The following is an 18,341-nucleotide window of genomic DNA, read 5'->3' as shown; positions in this document are numbered from 1 at the left end:
ATTCCAGAGTAGATGATCTTCATCAGAGGGAATGCATTCGGGACAAGCATTATGGATCAGTCGCTGCAACGTGTTGGTGGCGTAACAAGGCCGTTCGACGTAACGCACCGGATGGTGATGCTGATCGCCATTCCCATGACGCTTGCTGCAATCACGACGCCGCTTCTCGGACTTGTGGACATGGGCGTTGTCGGCCAGATGGGACAGGCCGAGCTGATCGGCGGTCTGGCGATCGGCGCGCTGGTATTTGACTTCCTGCTATCGATGTTCAACTTCCTCCGCTCCGGCACGACTGGACTTGTGGCGCAGGCCGTGGGTGCGGAAGATGCAGTGGAAGAACAGGCGATCTTCTGGCGCGCAATCATTATCGCGGTGGTAGCCGGCAGTCTGATGATCCTGTGCCTGCCGATCATCATCGCTGTCTCGTCCACTTTCATGCATCCAACTTCCGCCACGCAGGAAGCCATGGCGACCTATGTGTCGATCCGCATGTTGTCGGCACCGGTTGCGCTGATCAATTATTCGATCCTCGGGCTGGTTCTTGGCCGCGGACAGGGCCTTGTCGGTCTCGGTCTTCAAGTGCTGCTCAATGGCATCAATATAGTGCTCTGCATCATCCTCGGTCTTGAAATGGGCTGGGGCGTCACGGGGGTTGCCTGGGCGACAGTGACTGGTGAAACGGTTGCCGCTCTCGTCGGCATGTTCATCGTGCTGAGGCATTTCCGCAAGGATGCATCCCTGCGTCCGAACCGGGCACGCATCTTTCAGAAGCAAGGAATTTTGCGCATGTTCGCGGTCAATCGCGACATCATGATCCGTTCGTTCCTGCTTCTGACTGCCTTCGCGTTTTTTACGCGGGCGGGATCCGACCTTGGGACGGTCACGCTTGCGGCCAATGCCGTCTTGTTGAACTTCTTTCTCGTTGCCGGTTTCTTTCTGGACGGCATGGCGGCGGCTGCCGAACAGATTGTCGGCCGGTCGATCGGAGCGCGTTACAGCCCGGCCTTTGTGCGGGGTGCCAAGCTCACTTTCGTGTGGGGGCTGGTCATGGCGAGCATCATCGCCTTTTTCCTGCTGGTGTTCGGCGATGCCATCATTGGGCTTCTGTCCAAGGCGGAAGACGTTCATGCCGAGGCTTTGAAATATCTGCCATGGGCGGCGCTGACAGGCATTACGGGGCTGCTGGCCTTCCATATGGACGGGGTCTATATCGGCGCCACATGGTCGCGCGACATGCGCAACATGATGTTTCTGTCGCTCGCACTCTTTATGGTTGTTCTTTATGCGGCAAAGCCCGTGATGGGCAATCACGGGCTTTGGCTGGCTCTCAATCTGTTTCTGTCTATCCGCGGCGTTACGCTTCTGGCGATTCTTCCGCGACGCTATCGTACAGAATTCATCGCTTGATCATGCAGACAGTTCGCGCCGGGCCCAGTCTTTGGTGTCCCGGTCGCGCAGTGCGGCGATGTTGGTAACGCCCTCACGTTTTACAGCGGCGGACAGGCCGCGCACGATTTCAGCAGGCAGGTTCGGGCCGCGATAGATCAGGCCCGTATAAAGCTGGATGAGATCGGCGCCTGCCTTGATCTTCGTCAGCGCTGTCTCGGCGCTATCCACGCCGCCGACACCGATCAGCGGCATGTCAGGACCGACGCGCTCGCGCATCCGGGCAAGGACGATGGTGGAACGGTCGAAAAGTGGGGCACCGGAAAGCCCACCTGTTTCATCACGATTTTCTGCGCTTTTCAGTCCGGCGCGTGAAAGTGTCGTATTGGATATGATGATGCCGTCCAGCTTCTGTTCGGTTGCCTCGGCGGCTATATCGTCCAGTTCTTCATTGGTCAGATCGGGCGCGATCTTGAGGAAAACCGGACGCTTCAGCGTGCACATCTTGCCTTCTTCGTTTCGGGCTTCCAGTACCCGGCTCAACAATTCACGCAGGCTGTCGCGAGCCTGAAGATTGCGCAGACCCGGAGTGTTGGGCGAAGAGATGTTGACCGTGAAATAACGTGCCAGCTGATAGAAGCGGCGAATACCGGCAACATAATCGGCGATGCGGTCTTCGGCATCCTTGTTGGCGCCGATATTGACGCCCACGATACCGCTCTTGCCTGCACGTTGCGACAGGCGCTTAAACGCCGCATCATGGCCTTCATTGTTGAAGCCAAGACGATTGATAACCGCTCTATCTTCAACGAGGCGGAAAATGCGCGGGCGTGGATTGCCGCTTTGGGGGCGCGGTGTGATGGTGCCGATTTCGGTGAAGCCGAAGCCCAGTTTCAGCAATGCATCCGGGACTTCGGCGTTCTTGTCATAACCCGCCGCCATGCCGAGCGGATTTGGAAACTGCAGGCCGGCAACCTTGACGGAAAGAGCCGGATCGTTTGGCGCGCCGCAGGTGACAAGACCTGTCTTCAGGCCAGCGATGGAAAGGCCGTGTGCCTGTTCCGCATCAAAGGCAAAGAGGGCACGTCGCCCGAGAGTTTCAAAAAGCCCGCTCATTAATCTTCCAGCTCCGGAAAAATGTGAAGACCATCATCGCCCAGTGGCAAGGGTTCAACCTTCAAAACAGCTGCAAGCGGCAGCTCGCCGTAAAGATGAGGAAACAGGGCTCCGCCGCGTGAAACTTCAAATTTCAATGCTGCTCCAAGCGCGGAAGCGTTCACACTGATCAGAAGCAAATCCTGTTGGCCCGCAAAATGCTTGGCTGCCGTTTCCCGCACCTGTGTTGCAGTAGAGAAATGGATATAGCCGTCGGCAATATCAACCGGAGCCCCGGTAAAACTACCAGCCTGTTCTGCTTGTGCCCAAAGGTCGCGCGGAGCGATCTTATAGATGATCTCATTGGTCATAGCTGCTCTCTAGACCGAAATTCTTCGGAAATCAAAGTCCCGCATGTTCGATTTTCGTCGTAAACGTCCCATATGATGGGGACATTTCAAAGAGAAGCTGAAGGGAATTGCATTATGTTGAACAGAAAGACACTGATGGTTCGTAATCTGGCTGCTGTTGCTCTTCTCGGTTCAGCGCTTGCTCCAAGTGTTGCATTTGCGCAGGAAAACGGGCGTTATCGGCTGGAAGGCACGGAAACCGGTTATGTCCGCCTGGATACACGAACCGGGGCGCTCTCGACCTGCACGGAGCAGCAGGGACAACTCGTCTGCAAGATGGCGACCGAAGATCGCGAAGCTTATGAGAACGACATTGCCGACTTGCAGGATCGTCTAGAGAAGCTTGAAGACAAGGTGTCCGCTCTTGAGGGGAAGGGCGGAAGTGCCGCTTCTGGCCTGCCGACCGAGCAGGAATTCGAGCAGTCCATGAGCTATATGGAACGCTTCATGCGTCGCTTCATGGATATTGCGAAAAGTTTCGACAGCGAGCCGGAAAGCCCGAACAAAGAAACTGCGCCGGGCGGTCGGACCTGACGATAAAGAAAAAAGGCGCCATGCGGCGCCTTTTCATTAGAGCATTTCCAACAAAAGTACGAAGCGGTTTTGCGTAGGATAATGCGTAAAAACAAACAGATAGAGCGGAAGCGCGAACGAATGTGAATGCTTTCCGCTCTATTGAGCGAAACGCTTTGTCGCTTCGATCAGTTCATGGGTGATGCCGGGCTCTGTGACGGCGTGCCCTGCATCCTCGACGGTTCTGAGATCGGCTTCGGGCCACATCTTCTTCAACTGCCAGGCATTGATAAACGGCGTGCAGACATCATAGCGGCCATGCACGATCACACCAGGAATATGCCGGATGCGATCGACATTGCGCAGAAGCTGGTCATCGGAATCGAGGAAGCCGCGATTCTGGAAATAGTGGCATTCGATACGCGCAAAGGCGATCGCGTACTGATCTTCGCCAAAGGCGTCGACGCGGGCCGGGTCGGGCAGAAGCGAAATGACCGAGCCTTCCCAGCGCGCCCAACGTCGCGCTGCTTCAAGCTGCACCTGCGGGTCACGATCAGTCAGGCGCTTGTAATAAGCGGCGATCATATCGCTGCGCTCGGCTTCCGGGATATGCTCCTGATAAGCCTCGAAATGGTCCGGAAATAGAATGCTTGCGCCGTTGGAATACATCCAGTCGACTTCAAAACGACGGATCATGAAGATGCCGCGCAGAACAAGCTCGGCCACGCGATCCGGATGGGATTGCGCATAGGCAAGGCCAAGGGTCGATCCCCAGGAGCCGCCGAAGACCTGCCACTTCTCGATGCCGAGATGCGCGCGAATATGTTCCATATCCGCCACAAGGTCCCATGTCGTGTTTTCACGCAGTTCCGCATGCGGGGTCGAACGACCGCATCCGCGCTGGTCGAACAGGATGATGCGATAGCGCTCCGGGTCGTGCAGACGGCGCATGGTCGGTGTGATGCCGCCGCCGGGGCCGCCATGGATCATGATGACCGGCTTGCCGTCCGGGTTGCCGCATTGCTCGACATGGATTCGATGCAGCGGAGAAACCTGAAGCATCTCTTCCTTGAACGGTTGGATTTCTGGATAAAGCGTATTGCGCGTCATGAAATGCCTTTTTGGTTCCCTTCCATTAGGCTGGTCGGGCCGCTCTTATGTTATTTTCGACACCAGCCTAACATACAATGCGGCCAGATGGCGGCAATGCGTATTGTGAAAACGGGTTAGCAACGTGAATTTTGGTTGCCCAAGCCAAAAAACGGCATAAAACGGAGTGGTTGGCTGATTGGCCTGCACCGCGAGGGGAGGAGACCTGAAACAATGGCGCGCGAGGCACATGCATTTCATCATTGCTGACGATCACCCGCTTTTCCGGGGCGCACTCAGGCAGGTCCTTTCGGGACAGTCGCAGAGTGTTGAAATCATCGAAGTCGGCGATTTTGACGCCGTCAAGAAACTGGTCGGCGAACGAGAAGATATCGATCTTCTACTGTTGGATTTGACGATGCCGGGAGGAACCGGGCTTTCCGGTCTGGTGACGTTGAAGGCCTTGCAACCGGCGCTTCCGGTTATCATCGTCTCGGCGACTGACGATGCCGCCACAATCCGTCATGCTGTCGAGCTCGGCGCTTCCGGTTTCATCTCGAAATCCGCCAGCATGGAGACCATTGGCGAGGCCGTGCGTGCCGTTCTGGCTGGCGATATCTGGACACCTGCCGATATTGAGCTGGATCATCCGCACGACCCTGAAATTGAGGCTCTCATTGCGCGACTGCGTACATTGACGCCGCAGCAGACGCGTGTGTTGACCATGCTTGCCGAGGGTCTGCTGAACAAGCAGATTGCCTATGAGCTTGGCGTGTCGGAAGCCACGGTCAAGGCGCATGTTTCGGCGGTGCTGCAGAAACTTGGGGTCGACAGCCGCACGCAGGCGGTCATTCTTCTGTCACGCATCGGCAATGATGCCCTGAGCACGGATTGAATGACGGTCAACTACTGAGCGGCGTTCTGCGCTGACCTATTATCCTGCCTCGCATGATAAAAATGCGATAGAAGGGAACGCAATGCGGCGGGCCGAAGTGGCTTGTGCAAAACTGTGACGTTCTCGTCTTCAGCGCGCTGGCGGACTTCCTTGGAACGATCGGCTGTCAGCAGGACGGCGGGTATTTCCACCTGAAACGTCTCGCGTGCAAAGCCGATCATATCGAGGCCGTTTTCGTGTAGAAGATGATAATCTGCGACGATCACATCGGGCGGTGTGGAGTGGTCGGCACAATAGTTCTTCAACGCTGCTCCACTGCGCAACGTCGTTACATGGCATCCCCACCCGCGAAGCAGCGTTTCCATTCCGGACAGGATGCTGGCGTCATTATCGATGCAGAGAACATCGAGCCCGGTCAGTTCCAGCGCTTTCTGCAGGCCGCGGCGGCTCTTCACGTCATCGGCGGGCACTTTTTCCTGTGAAACAGGAATGCGCAGGGTGAACATGGTTCCCTTATCGGGCGTCGAAGTCAGGGACAGCGGCAGCGACAGCAGCCTTGCGATGCGGTCGACAATGGAAAGGCCGAGGCCAAGCCCTTCCGCTTCCCGCATCCCCTCATCCAGTCGCGTGAACTCCCGGAAGACAAGTTTCAGCTTTTGCGATGGAATGCCGATGCCGGTATCGAACACCTGCAACTCCACAAAGGAACCACGACGCCGAACGCCGAGCAGAATACCACCCTTGCGGCTATATTTGATCGAGTTGGAAACAAGGTTCTGGATCAGGCGGCGAAGCATATTGCGGTCCGTTTTGACAACGATGCTCGACGGCACAACGCGCAACTTCAGCCCTTTGGCGGCTGCAAGAGGCGTAAAATCGGTAGCAATCTGGCTCATCAGCTTGTCGAGGTGAAACACCGAGAGGTCAGGCTTGAGTGACCCGGTGTCCAGTCGGGAAATATCCAGCACCATACCCAGAATGGCTTCCACGGCCTCCAGCGAGGAATCGATATTACGTGCGAATTCGCTCGTTTCGGAGCGTCCGAGTTTTTCGGCAAGCGCCGTACTATACAATCGCGCTGCGTTGAGAGGTTGCAGAATGTCATGACCGGCTGCTGCCAGAAAGCGTGTCTTTCCCTGATTGGCCTCTTCTGCTGCCGTCTGGGCCTTGGCGAGCTGCTGGTTGACGCGGGTCAGTTCTGCCGTGCGATCCGCCACGCGCTGCTCCAGCATTTCCGCTGCCTTCTGGCGCGTGACGTCGGCTTCGACTGCTGCCGTGATATCGGTATATGTCGCGACAATTCCGCCATCCGGCATCGGGTTGGATTGAATTTCCAGCACCTTGCCCGTCGATTTCATGTCGATGCGCCATGGCTGGCGCACAGCTGCGAGCGAGCGGATGACCCCGTTCTGCGCGTTGAACGATATATCGCCGCGGCTGTGCAGCTGTTCCACGATTTCCGAAACGGGTATCCCGACCTGCATCACTTCATCTGGGAGATCGAAAAGCTTGCGGAACTGCCGGTTCCAGAAAGTCAGCCTCAGATCCTTGTCTAAAACGGTAATTCCCTGTTCCATCTGATCGAGGGCCGTTTGCAGCAGATTGCGGTTTTGCTGCAAGGCGGTCGAAGCATCGTCAAGGAGCTGTCGCGCGTCACGTCCTGATGCATCGCTCTTCTGCAAAAGCAGTGACAGTACAAGGCGCGCCGATGCCGAGCCGACGGCTGTGCCGAGCAGCTGCTCCGCATGACGGATGAGCGGTGTGTCGACAGTCATGCCCGGATCAAGCCGCCTCTGTTCCCTTCCTTCAAAGCGCAGAAAGGCGCGCTCGACACGTTCCGCACCGAGATAGCGCGCCATGGTGGCTTTCAGTTCGGCAACAGTGACGGTTGTGCGGAAGCGCTTGAGCGTCGGCGTGCCGATGAAATAACGCGGCAGGAAGATGCTTGCCTGAATGCGTTCGAGCGGTGTCGAGGTTCGTGAAAGGGAACCAAGGATGTAGAAGAGCGTATTGGCTGCAAGGCTCCACATCACGCCATTGGTCAGCGGGAGAGCGTTGGTTCCGAAAAGCGCTTCGGGACGTAGCGCCGTAAAGCCAAGGAAGCCGTCGCGCAGAATGGCAGCATTTTCCGGCGCCATCGTTGGCAGCAGCAATGTGTAGGCCCAGACTAGAAATCCCGCTGACAGACCCAGCATGGCACCGCGCCCATTCGCATTGCGCCAGAACAATCCGCCGATGAAAGCCGGAACAAACTGGGCAATTGCAGCAAAGGAAACGAAGCCGATCGAAGCAAGATGGATGTTGTTGGAGGTAAACCGATAATAGGCGAATGCGAATGCCAGAATGCCGATAATGGTGAGGCGACGTGTGTTCAGAATGACTTTGGTCAGGTCTCGCTGTTCGGCGGCATGTTGCTTCGCGAGACGCCGGATGAAGAGCGGCAACACCAGATGGTTTGAGATCATGATCGAAAGCGCAACGCAGGCGACGATGACCATCGCCGTTGCCGCTGACAATCCGCCGAGAAAAGCCACCAGTGCGAGCCAATGAGCGCCTGCCGCCAGCGGCAAAGCCAGAACGTACAAATCTCCGCTGACATTGCCTCCGAGCGTCATCACGCCAATCAGCGCGATGGGAAAGACGAAGATATTGATGAGGACCAGATAAAGCGGGAAGAGCCAGGAGGCTGTTCGCAGTTCCTTTTCACTCCGGCTTTCCACCACGGTCACATGGAATTGTCGCGGCAGCATGATGATGGCGGCGGCACTAAGTGCGCTTTGTACGATCCATGTGCCGATGGATGTCTGATAGTGGAACGCTTCCAGCGCTTCTGGTGATTGGGATATCTGATTGATCAGTTGCGATGGGGCGCCGAACAGAAAGAAGGTGCAGGCAAAGCCAACGGTCAGGAAGGCGCAAAGCTTGATGACGGATTCCAGAGCCACAGCCAAAATAAGGCCGTTCTGATGTTCCGTGGCGTCGGTATGGCGGGTGCCGAAGAGGATCGCAAAGACAGCGAGCACAGCGGCAACGGGGAGGGAGATGTCACCGAATATGAATACCGACGGATCGACGGCTGATCCGTAATGCTCCATGACAAGACCGACACTGCCAGAAACGGCTTTGAGCTGCAGCGCGATATAGGGGATCGAGCCGACGGCTGCGATGCAGGTCGCAAGAGAGGCTACACCGAAGCTCTTGCCGTAGCGGGCAGCGAGAAAATCAGCAATTGACGTGATGTGCTCGGATTTCGCCAGTCGCACGATATGCCGCAGCAGCCGGTTGCCGAGCGTAAAGACGAGAATGGGGCCGATATAGATTCCAAGGAACTCAAGACCGCGCTGAGCCGATAAGCCGACAGAGCCGAAGAAGGTCCAGGAGGTGCAGTAAACGGCCAGACTGAGCGCATAGATGTAGGGGCGCGGAGCACTGTTCCAGCGCGACGTGCGCCGGTCGCCGATGCTGGCAACTGCAAAAAGCAGCAGCAAATATAGAAAGGCGGCGCCAATAATACCCCAGCCCTGCATAGTCGGCCTGTTCCCTCACTCCTCGATCATGATTTGACGCAAGCACTTTCGGTGCATTCGTGCAAGATTATTGATGAAAAACAGTGTGTTTTAGCGGTTTCATCTTTTCTTTGGTAATTTTCGCCTACACACTAGGAGTGTGATCCCGAAGAAGTGCACGTCATTTTTCAGGATAGCATTTGAAATGGCAGGGCGCCTTTCAGTTTCGCTTCTGAGATGGGCCCTGCCATCCACTGCCAGTTTATCTGGTGCCCAGGTTGATTTGGCGAACGCCACCGCGGCAGGACGGCCCCAACGGTCCGCGTTCGTGAGGGAGACAGGTAATGCTAAAGGAATTCAAGGAATTCGCCCTGAAGGGCAATATGGTCGATCTGGCCATCGGTGTCATTATTGGCGGGGCGTTCGGCGGCCTCGTCAATTCCATCGTCAACGATATCATCATGCCGATCATCGGTCTGATCACTGGCGGTATCGATTTTTCGAATATGTTCATACAGCTGGCAGGTGAACCCAGGGCCACACTGGCAGCTGCCCGTGAAGCCGGTGCGACTATTGCCTACGGCAATTTCGTCACGCTTCTCATCAACTTCCTGATCATCGCATGGGTATTGTTCCTTGTGGTGAAGGGAATGAACCGCATGAAGAAGAAGGAAGAGGCAAAGCCGGAACCGGAAGCACCGCGCGAGGAGGTCCTGCTGACCGAAATTCGCGATCTTCTGGCAAAGCAGAAAGCCTGATTGATTCAGAACTGGCGAACGAATGCGGGGCCTTGTGGCCCCGTTTTCTTTTGATCCATAAATACGCTTGATCGGACCATCACAAAAAGCCGCGTGATTTCGCTAACGGGCCTTGATAAGCACGAAATCAAAATCGAAGTTCAACGCGGGGAAATCATGACGCTCATAGCCAATCTTCGTCGGGAAGCAGCTCAATCACCCGAAAGCGGGATTGTGGCGGTCGCCAATCACGGACGCGGGCGCGAGGGGCTCATCCCGCTTTGGGTAGGCGAGGGAGATCTTTCGACGCCCGATTTCATCCGCGCCGCGGCCCAAAAAGGTATCTCTGAAGGCGAGACCTTCTATACCTGGCAGGCTGGCATCCCGGAACTGCGGGAGGCGCTGGCTCGCTATCACGCGCGTCATTTCCCGCTGCCCCTGAAACCGGAGAACTTCTATGTCACCGGCTCCGGTATGCACGCCATCGAAATGGCGCTGACAGCAACTGTTGGGGCGGGCGAAGAGGCGATTTATCTTTCCCCGGCCTGGCCAAATTTTGTTGGCGCAGCTGGTCTGGCAGGCGCTGTTCCGGTTCCGGTCGAGCTGGAATTCGGTGCCAATGGCTGGATGCTCGATCCAGAAAAGATCGCAGCCGCCATCACGCCGCGCACGAAAGCACTCTTCATCAATACGCCATCCAATCCCACCGGCTGGACAGCGGACCGTGAGACATTGCAATTCATTCTCGATCTTGCCCGCAAGCATGGTCTCTGGATCATCGCCGACGAGATTTATACCCATTTCTATTATGGTGGCGGTCGCGCTCCATCCTTCATGGATATTATGGAGCCGGATGATCGCATCATCTTCGTCAACTCGTTCTCCAAGAACTGGGCGATGACGGGCTGGCGTGTCGGCTGGATGACGGTGCACCCGTCACTGGGGCCGATCATTGAAAATCTGATCCAATATTCGAATTCGGGTGTTGCCCAATTCATGCAACGTGGTGCCGTTACGGCTCTCGATGAAGGCGATGCCTTTATTTCGATGCAGGTTGAACGGGCGCGTTCGACGCGCGATAGCCTGTGCGCAGCGCTGTTATCGACCGGCAAAGTTCGCCTGACGCCGCCTCAAGGGGCATTTTATCTTTTCTTCGGCGTGGATGGTGTCGGGGATTCGGTCAAGGCGGCCATCGATATGGTGGACAATGCCAATGTCGGTCTGGCACCTGGCAGCGCTTTTGGCCTCGGCGGCGAAGGTTTTTTCCGTCTCTGTTTCTGCCGCGATCCGGAACAGGTGGACGAAGCCGCACGGCGGCTCGTGCGCTGGATCGAAAAGCTCTGACAAAAAAGGCCGCTCGAAGCGGCCTTTTTATTGGAGAATTCCAGAAATTGTCAGCCGCCAGCCTTGGAGACCATCAGCGGAATGATCCGCTCGGAACTGGCTGGCTGCGAAACAGTGGGCTCTGCATAAGGAATGCCGAGTGCATTCCAGACTTCCAGCAAGGCATCCTTGAGGCCGTCGATCAGGGCGTCGTCATGCAGAGGCGACGGCGTGATACGCAGTCTTTCGGTTCCGCGTGGCACGGTCGGATAGTTGATCGGCTGGATATAGATGCCGTGCACTTCCAGCAAACGGTCGCTGGCTTTCTTGCAAAGTTCAGGATCGCCGACCAGAATAGGCACGATATGCGTTTCGGACGGCATCACGGGGAAACCTGCGGCCGAAAGCACGTCCTTTGCGCGCTGCGCCTGACGTTGCTGACCGTTACGCTCCACCTGCGAATTCTTCAAATGCCGGATGGCGGCCGTCGCAGATGCGGCAACTGCTGGTGGCAAAGAGGTCGTAAAGATGAAGCCCGGTGCATAGGAGCGTACGGCGTCAACAATCGCGCGCGAACCGGTAATATAACCGCCGAGAGCGCCAAAAGCCTTGGCAAGCGTGCCCTCGATAATATCGATGCGATGTGCCAGACCGTCGCGTTCGGTAATGCCGCCGCCGCGCGCGCCGTACATGCCAACAGCATGAACTTCGTCGATATAGGTCATGGCATTATATTTGTCGGCGAGGTCGGCGATCTTCTCGATCGGCGCGATATCGCCATCCATCGAATAGACGGATTCGAACACGATCAGCTTGGCGCGCGCCGGATCGGCGGCCTTCAAAAGCTGTTCCAGATGCTCGACGTCATTGTGACGGAAAATCTTCTTTTCCGCGCCTGAACGACGCACGCCTTCGATCATCGAGGCATGGTTCAGTTCGTCGGAGAGGATGAGGCAGTTCGGCAGCAGCCGTGCAATCGTGGAAATCGAAGCTTCATTGGAAACGAAGCCCGACGTGAAAACGAGACCAGCTTCCTTGCCATGCAAATCGGCGAGTTCGGTTTCGAGTTCAACGAGCGGATGGTTATTGCCGGAAATATTGCGCGTGCCGCCGGAACCTGAGCCAGCATTGTCAGCTGTATCGCACATTGCCTTGATTACGTCGGCGTGGTGTCCCATGCCAAGATAATCATTGGAACACCAGACGGTGATTTCACGGGCAGTGCCATTGTTGCGCCAGATAGCTCGGGGGAAACGTCCGACAATACGTTCAAGATCGGCAAAAACGCGGTAACGCTTCTCGGCGTGCAACTGGTCGATCGCTTCTTCGAAAAAACGGCGATAGTCCATAATGCGCTCCTTAGTCTGTGCACTAACTAGCGCTTTTGGCACTTGCCGTCCATGGCGCATTGATGGGCAATTTGCCACGTTTGTGTGAAGCAGCATTGATTGAAATCAAGCAAATCGGCTCGACGATCAAAATACCGGCGACGAAGTTTTCATCACGAAGCGTGTCGGGGGCTGTTACAGAGTGATCGGCTTCAACAAAGAGTTGCTTGAATGAAGCGCAACAAAATACCAGCTTTTTGTGACCTTCATTGAAAACCTGGCACCTTTATGAAACCAACGCGAACGGTGATGAACTATCCAGCCTCGGCGACCGGCGACTGGACTGCCTATTGGCGCGCCTCACCGATGCGACATCTGCGCTTGCGTTGGAGGCACGTGCAGCTTTCGGTTCCGCATCGAAAAAAATCGGCAAATCTGATTGCTGCATCCGGAAGCTTCGAGGCTTTACGGCCAGGCGATCTGCCGCTTGTTTGCGTGGTTCGCAATGCTGCGCCCTATATGAAGTCGTTTCTGCGCTATTATCGCGAGATGGGTGTTACGCGTTTCATCGTTGTAGATGACCGATCGGACGACGGAACGACTGAAATCTTGTCCAGTGCTCCTGATGTGGATTTGTTCACCTCGGACGTTGGCTACGCACAGGCTGACCGCGGACGTGCCTGGCGCGATGCCCTGTTCAATCTCTACGGACGCGGGCGCTGGTATTTGTCGGTTGATGCTGACGAGTTCTTCGTATTTCCGAGAATGGAGCAACGGGATATCCGCTCTTTTATCGAGGAGCTGGAGGGGAATGGAATTCGTCGGTGTCTGGCACCGATGATCGACATGTATCCCGGCGGTCTGCTGCGTGAAGGAGTCTTCGTCGATGACGGGACGAAATATCCGTTCGAGGTTTCATCGCATTTCGACGGCGACGGCTACACGGCGACATGGGAGAAGTTCGGGGTAGCGGTGCGTGGTGGACCGCGTTTGCGCCTGTTCGGACGCAGCATGCGACTTTCAAAATTTCCGCTGATTTGGGTCGATGAAAAGACGGATTATCGCCGGGGCAGCATTCATGGGCCGGGTCCATGTTTCCGGAATTTTCTTCCGGCAACCGGTGCTCTTCTCCATTACCGCTTTTCTTCGCTTTCGGTCGGCGAGTTCAAACGTATTGCCTCCGAAAAGAGCCATGCCGGCGGAGCAGAGCACTACCGCGCAATCGTCGAGAACGAGCGTTTTTCAGACGATCTTTCGCTCGTCTATGAAGGTTCGGTCCAGTACACAGGCCCGGATTGTCTCGTGAGGCGCGGCTTCATGGCTGATTTGCACGACATAGAGCGTGGAGCCAAGCCGAGGAGCCGACTTAGCGCGTGAACGTTTTCCGCAGGAATTGCAGCAATATATCATTGCGCCTGATTGTAAGACGCGGAATGCCGAACGGATCATCATTTGACCGTGCGCGGCGTTTTTCCGTCGTCGTCGCGTTTGTATAGCCTGCCGCTTCGACGATCTTGCGTGTCACTGCGTTTTCTCCGCCGTAAGGATAGGCGAAAGACGTGACCTCACGACCGAGCAGGTCTTCAATCTTCATGCGTGATTGCTGGATTTGCGTGATGGCTTCCTGTTCGCTTATTTCCGGCAGGAGGACATGGTCGAGCGTATGGGAACCGACTTCATGACCAAGATCTGCCCATTCGCGCAATTCGGAAACGCTCATACAGTTGGCGCGCGCAACGCCAATCTTCTGGTCCCAGAGATTGAAGCCGCCGATCTGGTTGGCCACGAAATAGTTCGTGGCGGTGAAGCCAAACTCCTGCAGCACGGGCAGGGCATTACGGAACACATTCTCGAAACCGTCGTCAAACGTGATGACGGCGACTTTGCCCTGTTTCCCGCCGTAAATGTAAGGAATTGCGTCCCTCACCGACAGGCCGCGATAACCCAGCCGTTTCAGCCAGGCCATCTGCTGGCGAAAGCGATCCGGGTGCACGATCATACTGCGATAGGGCGTGCGGTGTTGCGGTGGCACGTCAATCTGATGATACAGGAAAATCGGAACAGGCACGGGAAACCTCAGATAGCTGCGCGCGAGCGCGATTTTATCTTCCAGCGATAAAGCGGGCGCAAGATTTCACGCTTCAGCTTGTCGGGCAAGGAACGCGATTTCTGGATCGTGCTGCCGCCAAGCTGTACCGAGATTTCCTTCACTCCGCCCGGAAGAACGGATAGCGGTTTGAGTCCCGTAACCCAGTTCATTTGTGCCGTGGTGTCGACCGGGCGGTCGAACACTTCGGTTGCAGAGAGCAAGCGCTGCGCGGCTTCCCGCCCGACAAGCTGCGCCACCATGCCAAGGCCGACCGGTACAGGTTCGATGATCCGCAGTGTTTCGGTGTTCAGCACTACGCGCCCGCTTTCACGCTCGCGAAACGGAAAGCGGATGAAGCTATCGGCCTTGAGAATCTGGCACGCAGCGGAATAGGCAGCGGCAAATTCCGGTGTCAGCTCCACATCGTCTTCCAGCACGAGACCTGCATCCAGTTCCTGATCGACAATCGCCTGCCAGGCCTTCCGGTGCGAAAGAAAGCACGCGATTTCGTTGGTGCTGAGCTGGAATGGATAGCGGGGCTTGTGCGCCGATCGCCGATAAACGCGGCTGATTGTTTGCGCATCGAGTGTGCGCCCGTCGACGGCGTTCACTACGTCCGTCTCTACAGGCAGCCTACGAACAAGTTCTTCGACTTGCGGCTGCCGGTCGGTGGCGCGCTCCAGATGGATGATGAAAGCCTTGACGGCCCTTTGGGGGCCATCATTCGCAGTGATGTCAGGACGCGTTTCGTTCATGGTCCTTATCTACCTTGTAGCATACAGAAAGCTCAAGGTATTTTGCAGATCAGACCGGCTTCCAGCCCGGCTCGACACTATCGGCTTCCGCTCGCCACAAATCGGCGTAGTCGACATTCTGCCAATCCTTGAACCACGGGCCGCCGCGTGTGTAATGCACCACTTTCGGCAGGCCGGTTTCCGGCTTCTCGTTCCAGCCTTCCAGCCAGTTGTAATCCGTCGGCAGAGCGCCAATTTCATCATCGGCAGCCCATTGCATGCGGTGCAGGTAGGCGCCGGTTTCGCTGTTGATCAGCTCCGGCGTCAACTGGCGTGTCGACGGATGCTCGCAGTTGAACAGCATACAGGACGACCAGTTCTTGCGTGGATAGCTGGTCTGCACCTTGCCATCCATCTTCACACTATCCTTGGGCTGATAATCGTGCTGAACGCAATAAACGGCTTTTGAAGGGTCATTGTAAGCTTGGAGGCCAGCAATATCGCCCAGAAAAAGAAAGTCACAATCGCAGAAAAGCGCCCACCCTTTGTAGCCCGCAAGCCATGGCGTGAAAAACCGCGAATAGGTAAACTCCGTCGATGCCAGTGGATCGACTTCCCGCGTGTAGACCCCTCGATCGACCAGGTCCTGCAACTTGATCGGCACGATCTCCAGCGGAATAGAGGAATGCTTCAATGCGGATGCTTTGGCGACTTCATATGCGATGGGCTCGCGAGAATCCCATCCGATGAAAATGCGTAACGGTTCACTCATTCATAGGCTCCTCTAAAGAGATTGTGTCGTGATCGTTCCCCACGTTTTCCGCCGGAAATTATAGTGATGGCGCTGGGTCACTGGATGAGGCTGATGCGTCCGGATTTGACCTTCTGCTCAACCCAACTGCGCTCATCTCCCCAGGTGTGGCGTTTCCAGCCTTCCCAGGTGAAGCCGCAGATTTTAACGTCCCAGCTTTCCTCCGGACATTTTCCGAGCATGTACCAGATGCCAAAAAAGCCGGTGCTTGGAAAGGCTTTGCTTATATTCTCGTCGGTTACACCCAGCTCTTTGCATCCGGCCAGATAGAATTGGGGCGGCATGATCCGGATTTCCTTGCCAGCAGAGCCGACAACTTCGATGGTCTGCATAGTCCAGTCGCCACGCCTTCCCTTGAGACGGGAGAGGAAATTCGGACCAGGGTGATATTTGCGGATGATGCTTGGATGATAGGCAAGCATCACTTCCTTGGCCGCCTTGAAAGTCGGTGTCTGCACGAAGCCCGGATCGCGTAGCCGCCGCTGCATCGGCTTGCTTGAGGTTGCCAGCATCAGGAGATCTGTCCGGGTGCCGCTCATGCCGATGGACTTTTTTGGCTCATTGAAACGGACCACAAAATCGGCAGCATCCACTTCGGCAGAAAGATCGCGCGGCAAAGGCGCATTGCCGACGATGATCAATGTCTTTTTCATGCACTCCAACTCTAATTAGAATGAACCGGTGCCTGTGTCGAAACAGTAGGTATATCTAAATTAGAATTACATAATGATTACAACAATAGGAGGCAATTTCCTTTGTTGTTGGGAAATCCGGGTGAAATGCTAGGATTTCGCTGCAATCACAGCAGCCATGCAGGATATGCACTTCTCAAAAGACAGAGAAAGGCGGAAGCTCACTATCGGGAGGAAGATAAAAAAAGGGGATACCACCATGAATCTTCGCACCCATTTCCATCGCTGGATGCAGTATCGCGAAAATATTCGCGAACTTAGTGGCTGCACGGACCGCGAGCTTTCCGATCTCGGCCTTTCACGCACCGATATTCATCGCGTCGCCCGCGAAGCCGCTTTTGCTTGAACCAGCGGACCAAGGCCGTTTCCCTGTTTCGGGAACCGGCCTGTTTCGATCCGCAAAATCTTCCAAAACCTACACGTCACCCGGCTTCTTGAAGCGAATGTGAATGTTGTCGCCTGCGAGGTCGAAGCCTGCATAATTGCGCTGAAAGGCAATGAGCGCGTCGTTGACGCCCTTTGAATAATCGTCTTCCTGCACATCGATATGGTGCCGGTAGAGAATCCTGTCGTCCTTATAGAATATAACCTGACCTTCCATCATAGCCTCCTTCTGATGAAGCGCTGAGCAGAAATCCGTTGGCGGTTTCAGGCGTCGCGCGCTTTGAAACGGGTGGGTAGAGCAATGTTCTACACACGGGCCTATGGCTGAAGAGGTGCCGGGGGCACTTATCCAGTCGGTATATCTATTTGAGATAGGCGATATGGCGGGCGTTTCAAGATGATGCGGTGCCGGTTCCGGCCTTGCTCAGCTCGAGCCAGGCACGAGCGGCATGAGACAGGAATGCGCCTTTTCGCCAGATCAGTGCCAGATTCCAGTTCACATCGGCACCTTTGATCCTGTGGATGCGCACGCCGGGATGATGCCGCTGTTCCGCGATCATTTTTGGTAGAAAGCCGATGCCCATGCCTGCCGCTACGAGCTCGACGATGAAGTCAATCTGACTGGAGCGGACCGCAACGTTTGGAGAGAATCCATGCGAACGACATGCATCAAGGATAATGTGGTTGAGGGCAAAGCCGCTCTCGAAAAGAATGAACGGCAGGCTGGCAATGTCCTGCAGCGAAACGCCGTCACCGCGTGCAAGCGCATGATCGGTCGGGAGAAGCGCCACAACCGGTTCGCACCGCACATCCTGCCACTCGAAGCTGTCTTCAACCGGCAGAAGCGAAGCCGCAAGTTCCACATCTCCGGCAAGCAGCAATTCCTCCAGCCTCCGGCTGCCGTGCTCGACCAGCTGAATGTCGATTTCCGGATAAAGCTTCGTATAAGCCGCAAAGACGGGAGCGAAAAGCACGCTGGACCCGATGGGCGGCAGGCCGAGTTTCAGCAGGCCGCGCTTGAGGCCGCGGAGCTCACCCAGCTCGGCCAGCATGTCGTCTTTTTCCGCCAGCATGGCGACCGCGCGACGAAAGACAATCTCACCTGCCGTTGTGAGGCGAGAGGGAGAGATTTCACGATCCAGCAGAACCAGCCCCAATTCGTCTTCAAGCTGTCTGACCGCCTTGCTGACGGTCGACTGGGTCGCGTTGATGGTTTTTGCGGCGGCGGAAAAACCGCCTTGCCGCACCACTTCGACAAAGGCCTGGAAGCTGCGCAAGTTCATGAGCCATTCTATTACGGAATAGCTGCAATGAAATCAATTCATTTCTAGAATAGCGCCAGAAGGCCT

18 protein-coding genes are annotated in these 18,341 nt (G+C 55.9%); 7 read left to right on the top strand and 11 right to left on the bottom strand.

The window, feature by feature from the left end; all coding sequences use genetic code 11:
- Window positions 1-51: 51 nt before the first annotated feature.
- Window positions 52-1,407 (top strand): MATE family efflux transporter, encoded by a 1,356-nt coding sequence (locus tag AC1RHM_RS16345; RefSeq protein WP_010658224.1) that lies wholly within the window; start codon window positions 52-54, stop codon window positions 1,405-1,407.
- Here the strand turns inward: AC1RHM_RS16345 and AC1RHM_RS16340 are convergent, their stop codons facing one another.
- A complete protein-coding gene (locus AC1RHM_RS16340) occupies window positions 1,408-2,502 on the bottom strand; it encodes a quinone-dependent dihydroorotate dehydrogenase (RefSeq protein ID WP_151576475.1) in 1,095 nt (364 codons plus the stop codon).
- Window positions 2,502-2,852, bottom strand: a complete 351-nt coding sequence (locus AC1RHM_RS16335; RefSeq protein ID WP_010658226.1) for a DUF952 domain-containing protein — start codon at window positions 2,850-2,852, stop codon at window positions 2,502-2,504. Before AC1RHM_RS16335 ends, AC1RHM_RS16340 begins: the two co-directional genes overlap by 1 nt.
- A 114-nt stretch (window positions 2,853-2,966) precedes the next feature.
- On the opposite strand from AC1RHM_RS16335, the gene AC1RHM_RS16330 reads away from it, so the two are divergent.
- Window positions 2,967-3,425 carry a hypothetical protein gene (locus tag AC1RHM_RS16330; protein WP_012090705.1) on the top strand — a complete coding sequence of 153 codons (459 nt, stop codon included), beginning with the start codon at window positions 2,967-2,969 and terminating at the stop codon, window positions 3,423-3,425.
- A gap of 138 nt (window positions 3,426-3,563) precedes the next feature.
- Here AC1RHM_RS16330 and pip read toward each other — a convergent pair whose 3' ends face one another.
- Entirely contained in the window at window positions 3,564-4,514 is a 951-nt protein-coding gene (pip, locus tag AC1RHM_RS16325) for a prolyl aminopeptidase (protein WP_010658228.1), read from the bottom strand.
- A gap of 229 nt (window positions 4,515-4,743) precedes the next feature.
- On the opposite strand from pip, the gene AC1RHM_RS16320 reads away from it, so the two are divergent.
- Window positions 4,744-5,388 carry a response regulator transcription factor gene (locus AC1RHM_RS16320; RefSeq protein ID WP_010658229.1) on the top strand — a complete coding sequence of 215 codons (645 nt, stop codon included), beginning with the start codon at window positions 4,744-4,746 and terminating at the stop codon, window positions 5,386-5,388.
- An 11-nt stretch (window positions 5,389-5,399) separates the two neighbouring features.
- On the opposite strand, the gene AC1RHM_RS16315 is transcribed toward AC1RHM_RS16320, so the two are convergent.
- Complete coding sequence (locus AC1RHM_RS16315) at window positions 5,400-8,915, bottom strand: PAS domain-containing hybrid sensor histidine kinase/response regulator (protein WP_010658230.1); 3,516 nt, start codon at window positions 8,913-8,915, stop codon at window positions 5,400-5,402.
- Between the two features lie 323 nt (window positions 8,916-9,238).
- Here AC1RHM_RS16315 and mscL point away from each other — a divergent pair, with 323 nt between their 5' ends.
- The gene (gene mscL / locus AC1RHM_RS16310) at window positions 9,239-9,652 is read left to right on the top strand and encodes a large conductance mechanosensitive channel protein MscL (protein ID WP_010658231.1); all 414 of its coding nucleotides are present in this window, start codon (window positions 9,239-9,241) and stop codon (window positions 9,650-9,652) included.
- Window positions 9,653-9,808: 156 nt separating this feature from the next.
- Window positions 9,809-10,975, top strand: coding sequence for a pyridoxal phosphate-dependent aminotransferase (locus tag AC1RHM_RS16305; protein WP_010658232.1), 1,167 nt, complete (start codon window positions 9,809-9,811; stop codon window positions 10,973-10,975).
- Window positions 10,976-11,025: 50 nt separating this feature from the next.
- Here the strand turns inward: AC1RHM_RS16305 and hemA are convergent, their stop codons facing one another.
- A complete protein-coding gene (hemA, locus tag AC1RHM_RS16300) occupies window positions 11,026-12,303 on the bottom strand; it encodes a 5-aminolevulinate synthase (RefSeq protein ID WP_010658233.1) in 1,278 nt (425 codons plus the stop codon).
- Window positions 12,304-12,591: 288 nt separating this feature from the next.
- Between hemA and AC1RHM_RS16295 the strand changes: the two genes are divergently transcribed.
- Window positions 12,592-13,659 (top strand): glycosyltransferase family 2 protein, encoded by a 1,068-nt coding sequence (locus tag AC1RHM_RS16295; RefSeq protein WP_235691735.1) that lies wholly within the window; start codon window positions 12,592-12,594, stop codon window positions 13,657-13,659.
- On the opposite strand, the gene AC1RHM_RS16290 is transcribed toward AC1RHM_RS16295, so the two are convergent.
- The 4 genes from AC1RHM_RS16290 to AC1RHM_RS16275 all read right to left on the bottom strand — a co-directional run bounded on the left by AC1RHM_RS16290 (window position 13,649) and on the right by AC1RHM_RS16275 (window position 16,569).
- Entirely contained in the window at window positions 13,649-14,350 is a 702-nt protein-coding gene (locus tag AC1RHM_RS16290; RefSeq protein ID WP_010658235.1) for a polysaccharide deacetylase family protein, read from the bottom strand. The genes AC1RHM_RS16295 and AC1RHM_RS16290 overlap by 11 nt on opposite strands.
- An 8-nt stretch (window positions 14,351-14,358) precedes the next feature.
- Complete coding sequence (locus AC1RHM_RS16285; RefSeq protein ID WP_010658236.1) at window positions 14,359-15,126, bottom strand: glycosyltransferase family 25 protein; 768 nt, start codon at window positions 15,124-15,126, stop codon at window positions 14,359-14,361.
- Between the two features lie 49 nt (window positions 15,127-15,175).
- Window positions 15,176-15,877, bottom strand: coding sequence for a hypothetical protein (locus AC1RHM_RS16280; RefSeq protein ID WP_010658237.1), 702 nt, complete (start codon window positions 15,875-15,877; stop codon window positions 15,176-15,178).
- Window positions 15,878-15,954: 77 nt separating this feature from the next.
- Window positions 15,955-16,569: a glycosyltransferase family 29 protein gene (locus AC1RHM_RS16275; RefSeq protein ID WP_010658238.1), complete on the bottom strand. Its 615-nt coding sequence runs from the start codon at window positions 16,567-16,569 to the stop codon at window positions 15,955-15,957.
- Window positions 16,570-16,807: 238 nt separating this feature from the next.
- On the opposite strand from AC1RHM_RS16275, the gene AC1RHM_RS16270 reads away from it, so the two are divergent.
- Window positions 16,808-16,954 (top strand): DUF1127 domain-containing protein, encoded by a 147-nt coding sequence (locus AC1RHM_RS16270; protein WP_010658239.1) that lies wholly within the window; start codon window positions 16,808-16,810, stop codon window positions 16,952-16,954.
- 69 nt (window positions 16,955-17,023) lie between these two features.
- On the opposite strand, the gene AC1RHM_RS16265 is transcribed toward AC1RHM_RS16270, so the two are convergent.
- Both AC1RHM_RS16265 and AC1RHM_RS16260 read right to left on the bottom strand, forming a co-directional pair.
- Window positions 17,024-17,209 carry a hypothetical protein gene (locus AC1RHM_RS16265; protein WP_010658240.1) on the bottom strand — a complete coding sequence of 62 codons (186 nt, stop codon included), beginning with the start codon at window positions 17,207-17,209 and terminating at the stop codon, window positions 17,024-17,026.
- 175 nt (window positions 17,210-17,384) lie between these two features.
- Window positions 17,385-18,275: a LysR family transcriptional regulator gene (locus AC1RHM_RS16260; RefSeq protein WP_010658241.1), complete on the bottom strand. Its 891-nt coding sequence runs from the start codon at window positions 18,273-18,275 to the stop codon at window positions 17,385-17,387.
- Window positions 18,276-18,341: the final 66 nt, after the last annotated feature.

It is taken from the genome of Brucella sp. GW823-FHT04E01, assembly GCF_058796175.1.
This window is presented reverse-complemented; position numbering and strand designations above follow the sequence as displayed.

What these genes read in the sequence shown, in the direction of transcription:
- AC1RHM_RS16345 (WP_010658224.1), top strand. Translation starts at nt 52, where the DNA reads ATGGATCAGTCGCTGCAACGTGTTGGTGGCGTAACAAGGCCGTTCGAC.
- AC1RHM_RS16340 (WP_151576475.1), bottom strand. Translation starts at nt 2,502, where the DNA reads ATGAGCGGGCTTTTTGAAACTCTCGGGCGACGTGCCCTCTTTGCCTTT.
- AC1RHM_RS16335 (WP_010658226.1), bottom strand. Translation starts at nt 2,852, where the DNA reads ATGACCAATGAGATCATCTATAAGATCGCTCCGCGCGACCTTTGGGCA.
- AC1RHM_RS16330 (WP_012090705.1), top strand. Translation starts at nt 2,967, where the DNA reads ATGTTGAACAGAAAGACACTGATGGTTCGTAATCTGGCTGCTGTTGCT.
- pip (WP_010658228.1), bottom strand. Translation starts at nt 4,514, where the DNA reads ATGACGCGCAATACGCTTTATCCAGAAATCCAACCGTTCAAGGAAGAG.
- AC1RHM_RS16320 (WP_010658229.1), top strand. Translation starts at nt 4,744, where the DNA reads ATGCATTTCATCATTGCTGACGATCACCCGCTTTTCCGGGGCGCACTC.
- AC1RHM_RS16315 (WP_010658230.1), bottom strand. Translation starts at nt 8,915, where the DNA reads ATGCAGGGCTGGGGTATTATTGGCGCCGCCTTTCTATATTTGCTGCTG.
- mscL (WP_010658231.1), top strand. Translation starts at nt 9,239, where the DNA reads ATGCTAAAGGAATTCAAGGAATTCGCCCTGAAGGGCAATATGGTCGAT.
- AC1RHM_RS16305 (WP_010658232.1), top strand. Translation starts at nt 9,809, where the DNA reads ATGACGCTCATAGCCAATCTTCGTCGGGAAGCAGCTCAATCACCCGAA.
- hemA (WP_010658233.1), bottom strand. Translation starts at nt 12,303, where the DNA reads ATGGACTATCGCCGTTTTTTCGAAGAAGCGATCGACCAGTTGCACGCC.
- AC1RHM_RS16295 (WP_235691735.1), top strand. Translation starts at nt 12,592, where the DNA reads ATGAACTATCCAGCCTCGGCGACCGGCGACTGGACTGCCTATTGGCGC.
- AC1RHM_RS16285 (WP_010658236.1), bottom strand. Translation starts at nt 15,126, where the DNA reads ATGAACGAAACGCGTCCTGACATCACTGCGAATGATGGCCCCCAAAGG.
- AC1RHM_RS16280 (WP_010658237.1), bottom strand. Translation starts at nt 15,877, where the DNA reads ATGAGTGAACCGTTACGCATTTTCATCGGATGGGATTCTCGCGAGCCC.
- AC1RHM_RS16275 (WP_010658238.1), bottom strand. Translation starts at nt 16,569, where the DNA reads ATGAAAAAGACATTGATCATCGTCGGCAATGCGCCTTTGCCGCGCGAT.
- AC1RHM_RS16270 (WP_010658239.1), top strand. Translation starts at nt 16,808, where the DNA reads ATGAATCTTCGCACCCATTTCCATCGCTGGATGCAGTATCGCGAAAAT.
- AC1RHM_RS16265 (WP_010658240.1), bottom strand. Translation starts at nt 17,209, where the DNA reads ATGGAAGGTCAGGTTATATTCTATAAGGACGACAGGATTCTCTACCGG.
- AC1RHM_RS16260 (WP_010658241.1), bottom strand. Translation starts at nt 18,275, where the DNA reads ATGAACTTGCGCAGCTTCCAGGCCTTTGTCGAAGTGGTGCGGCAAGGC.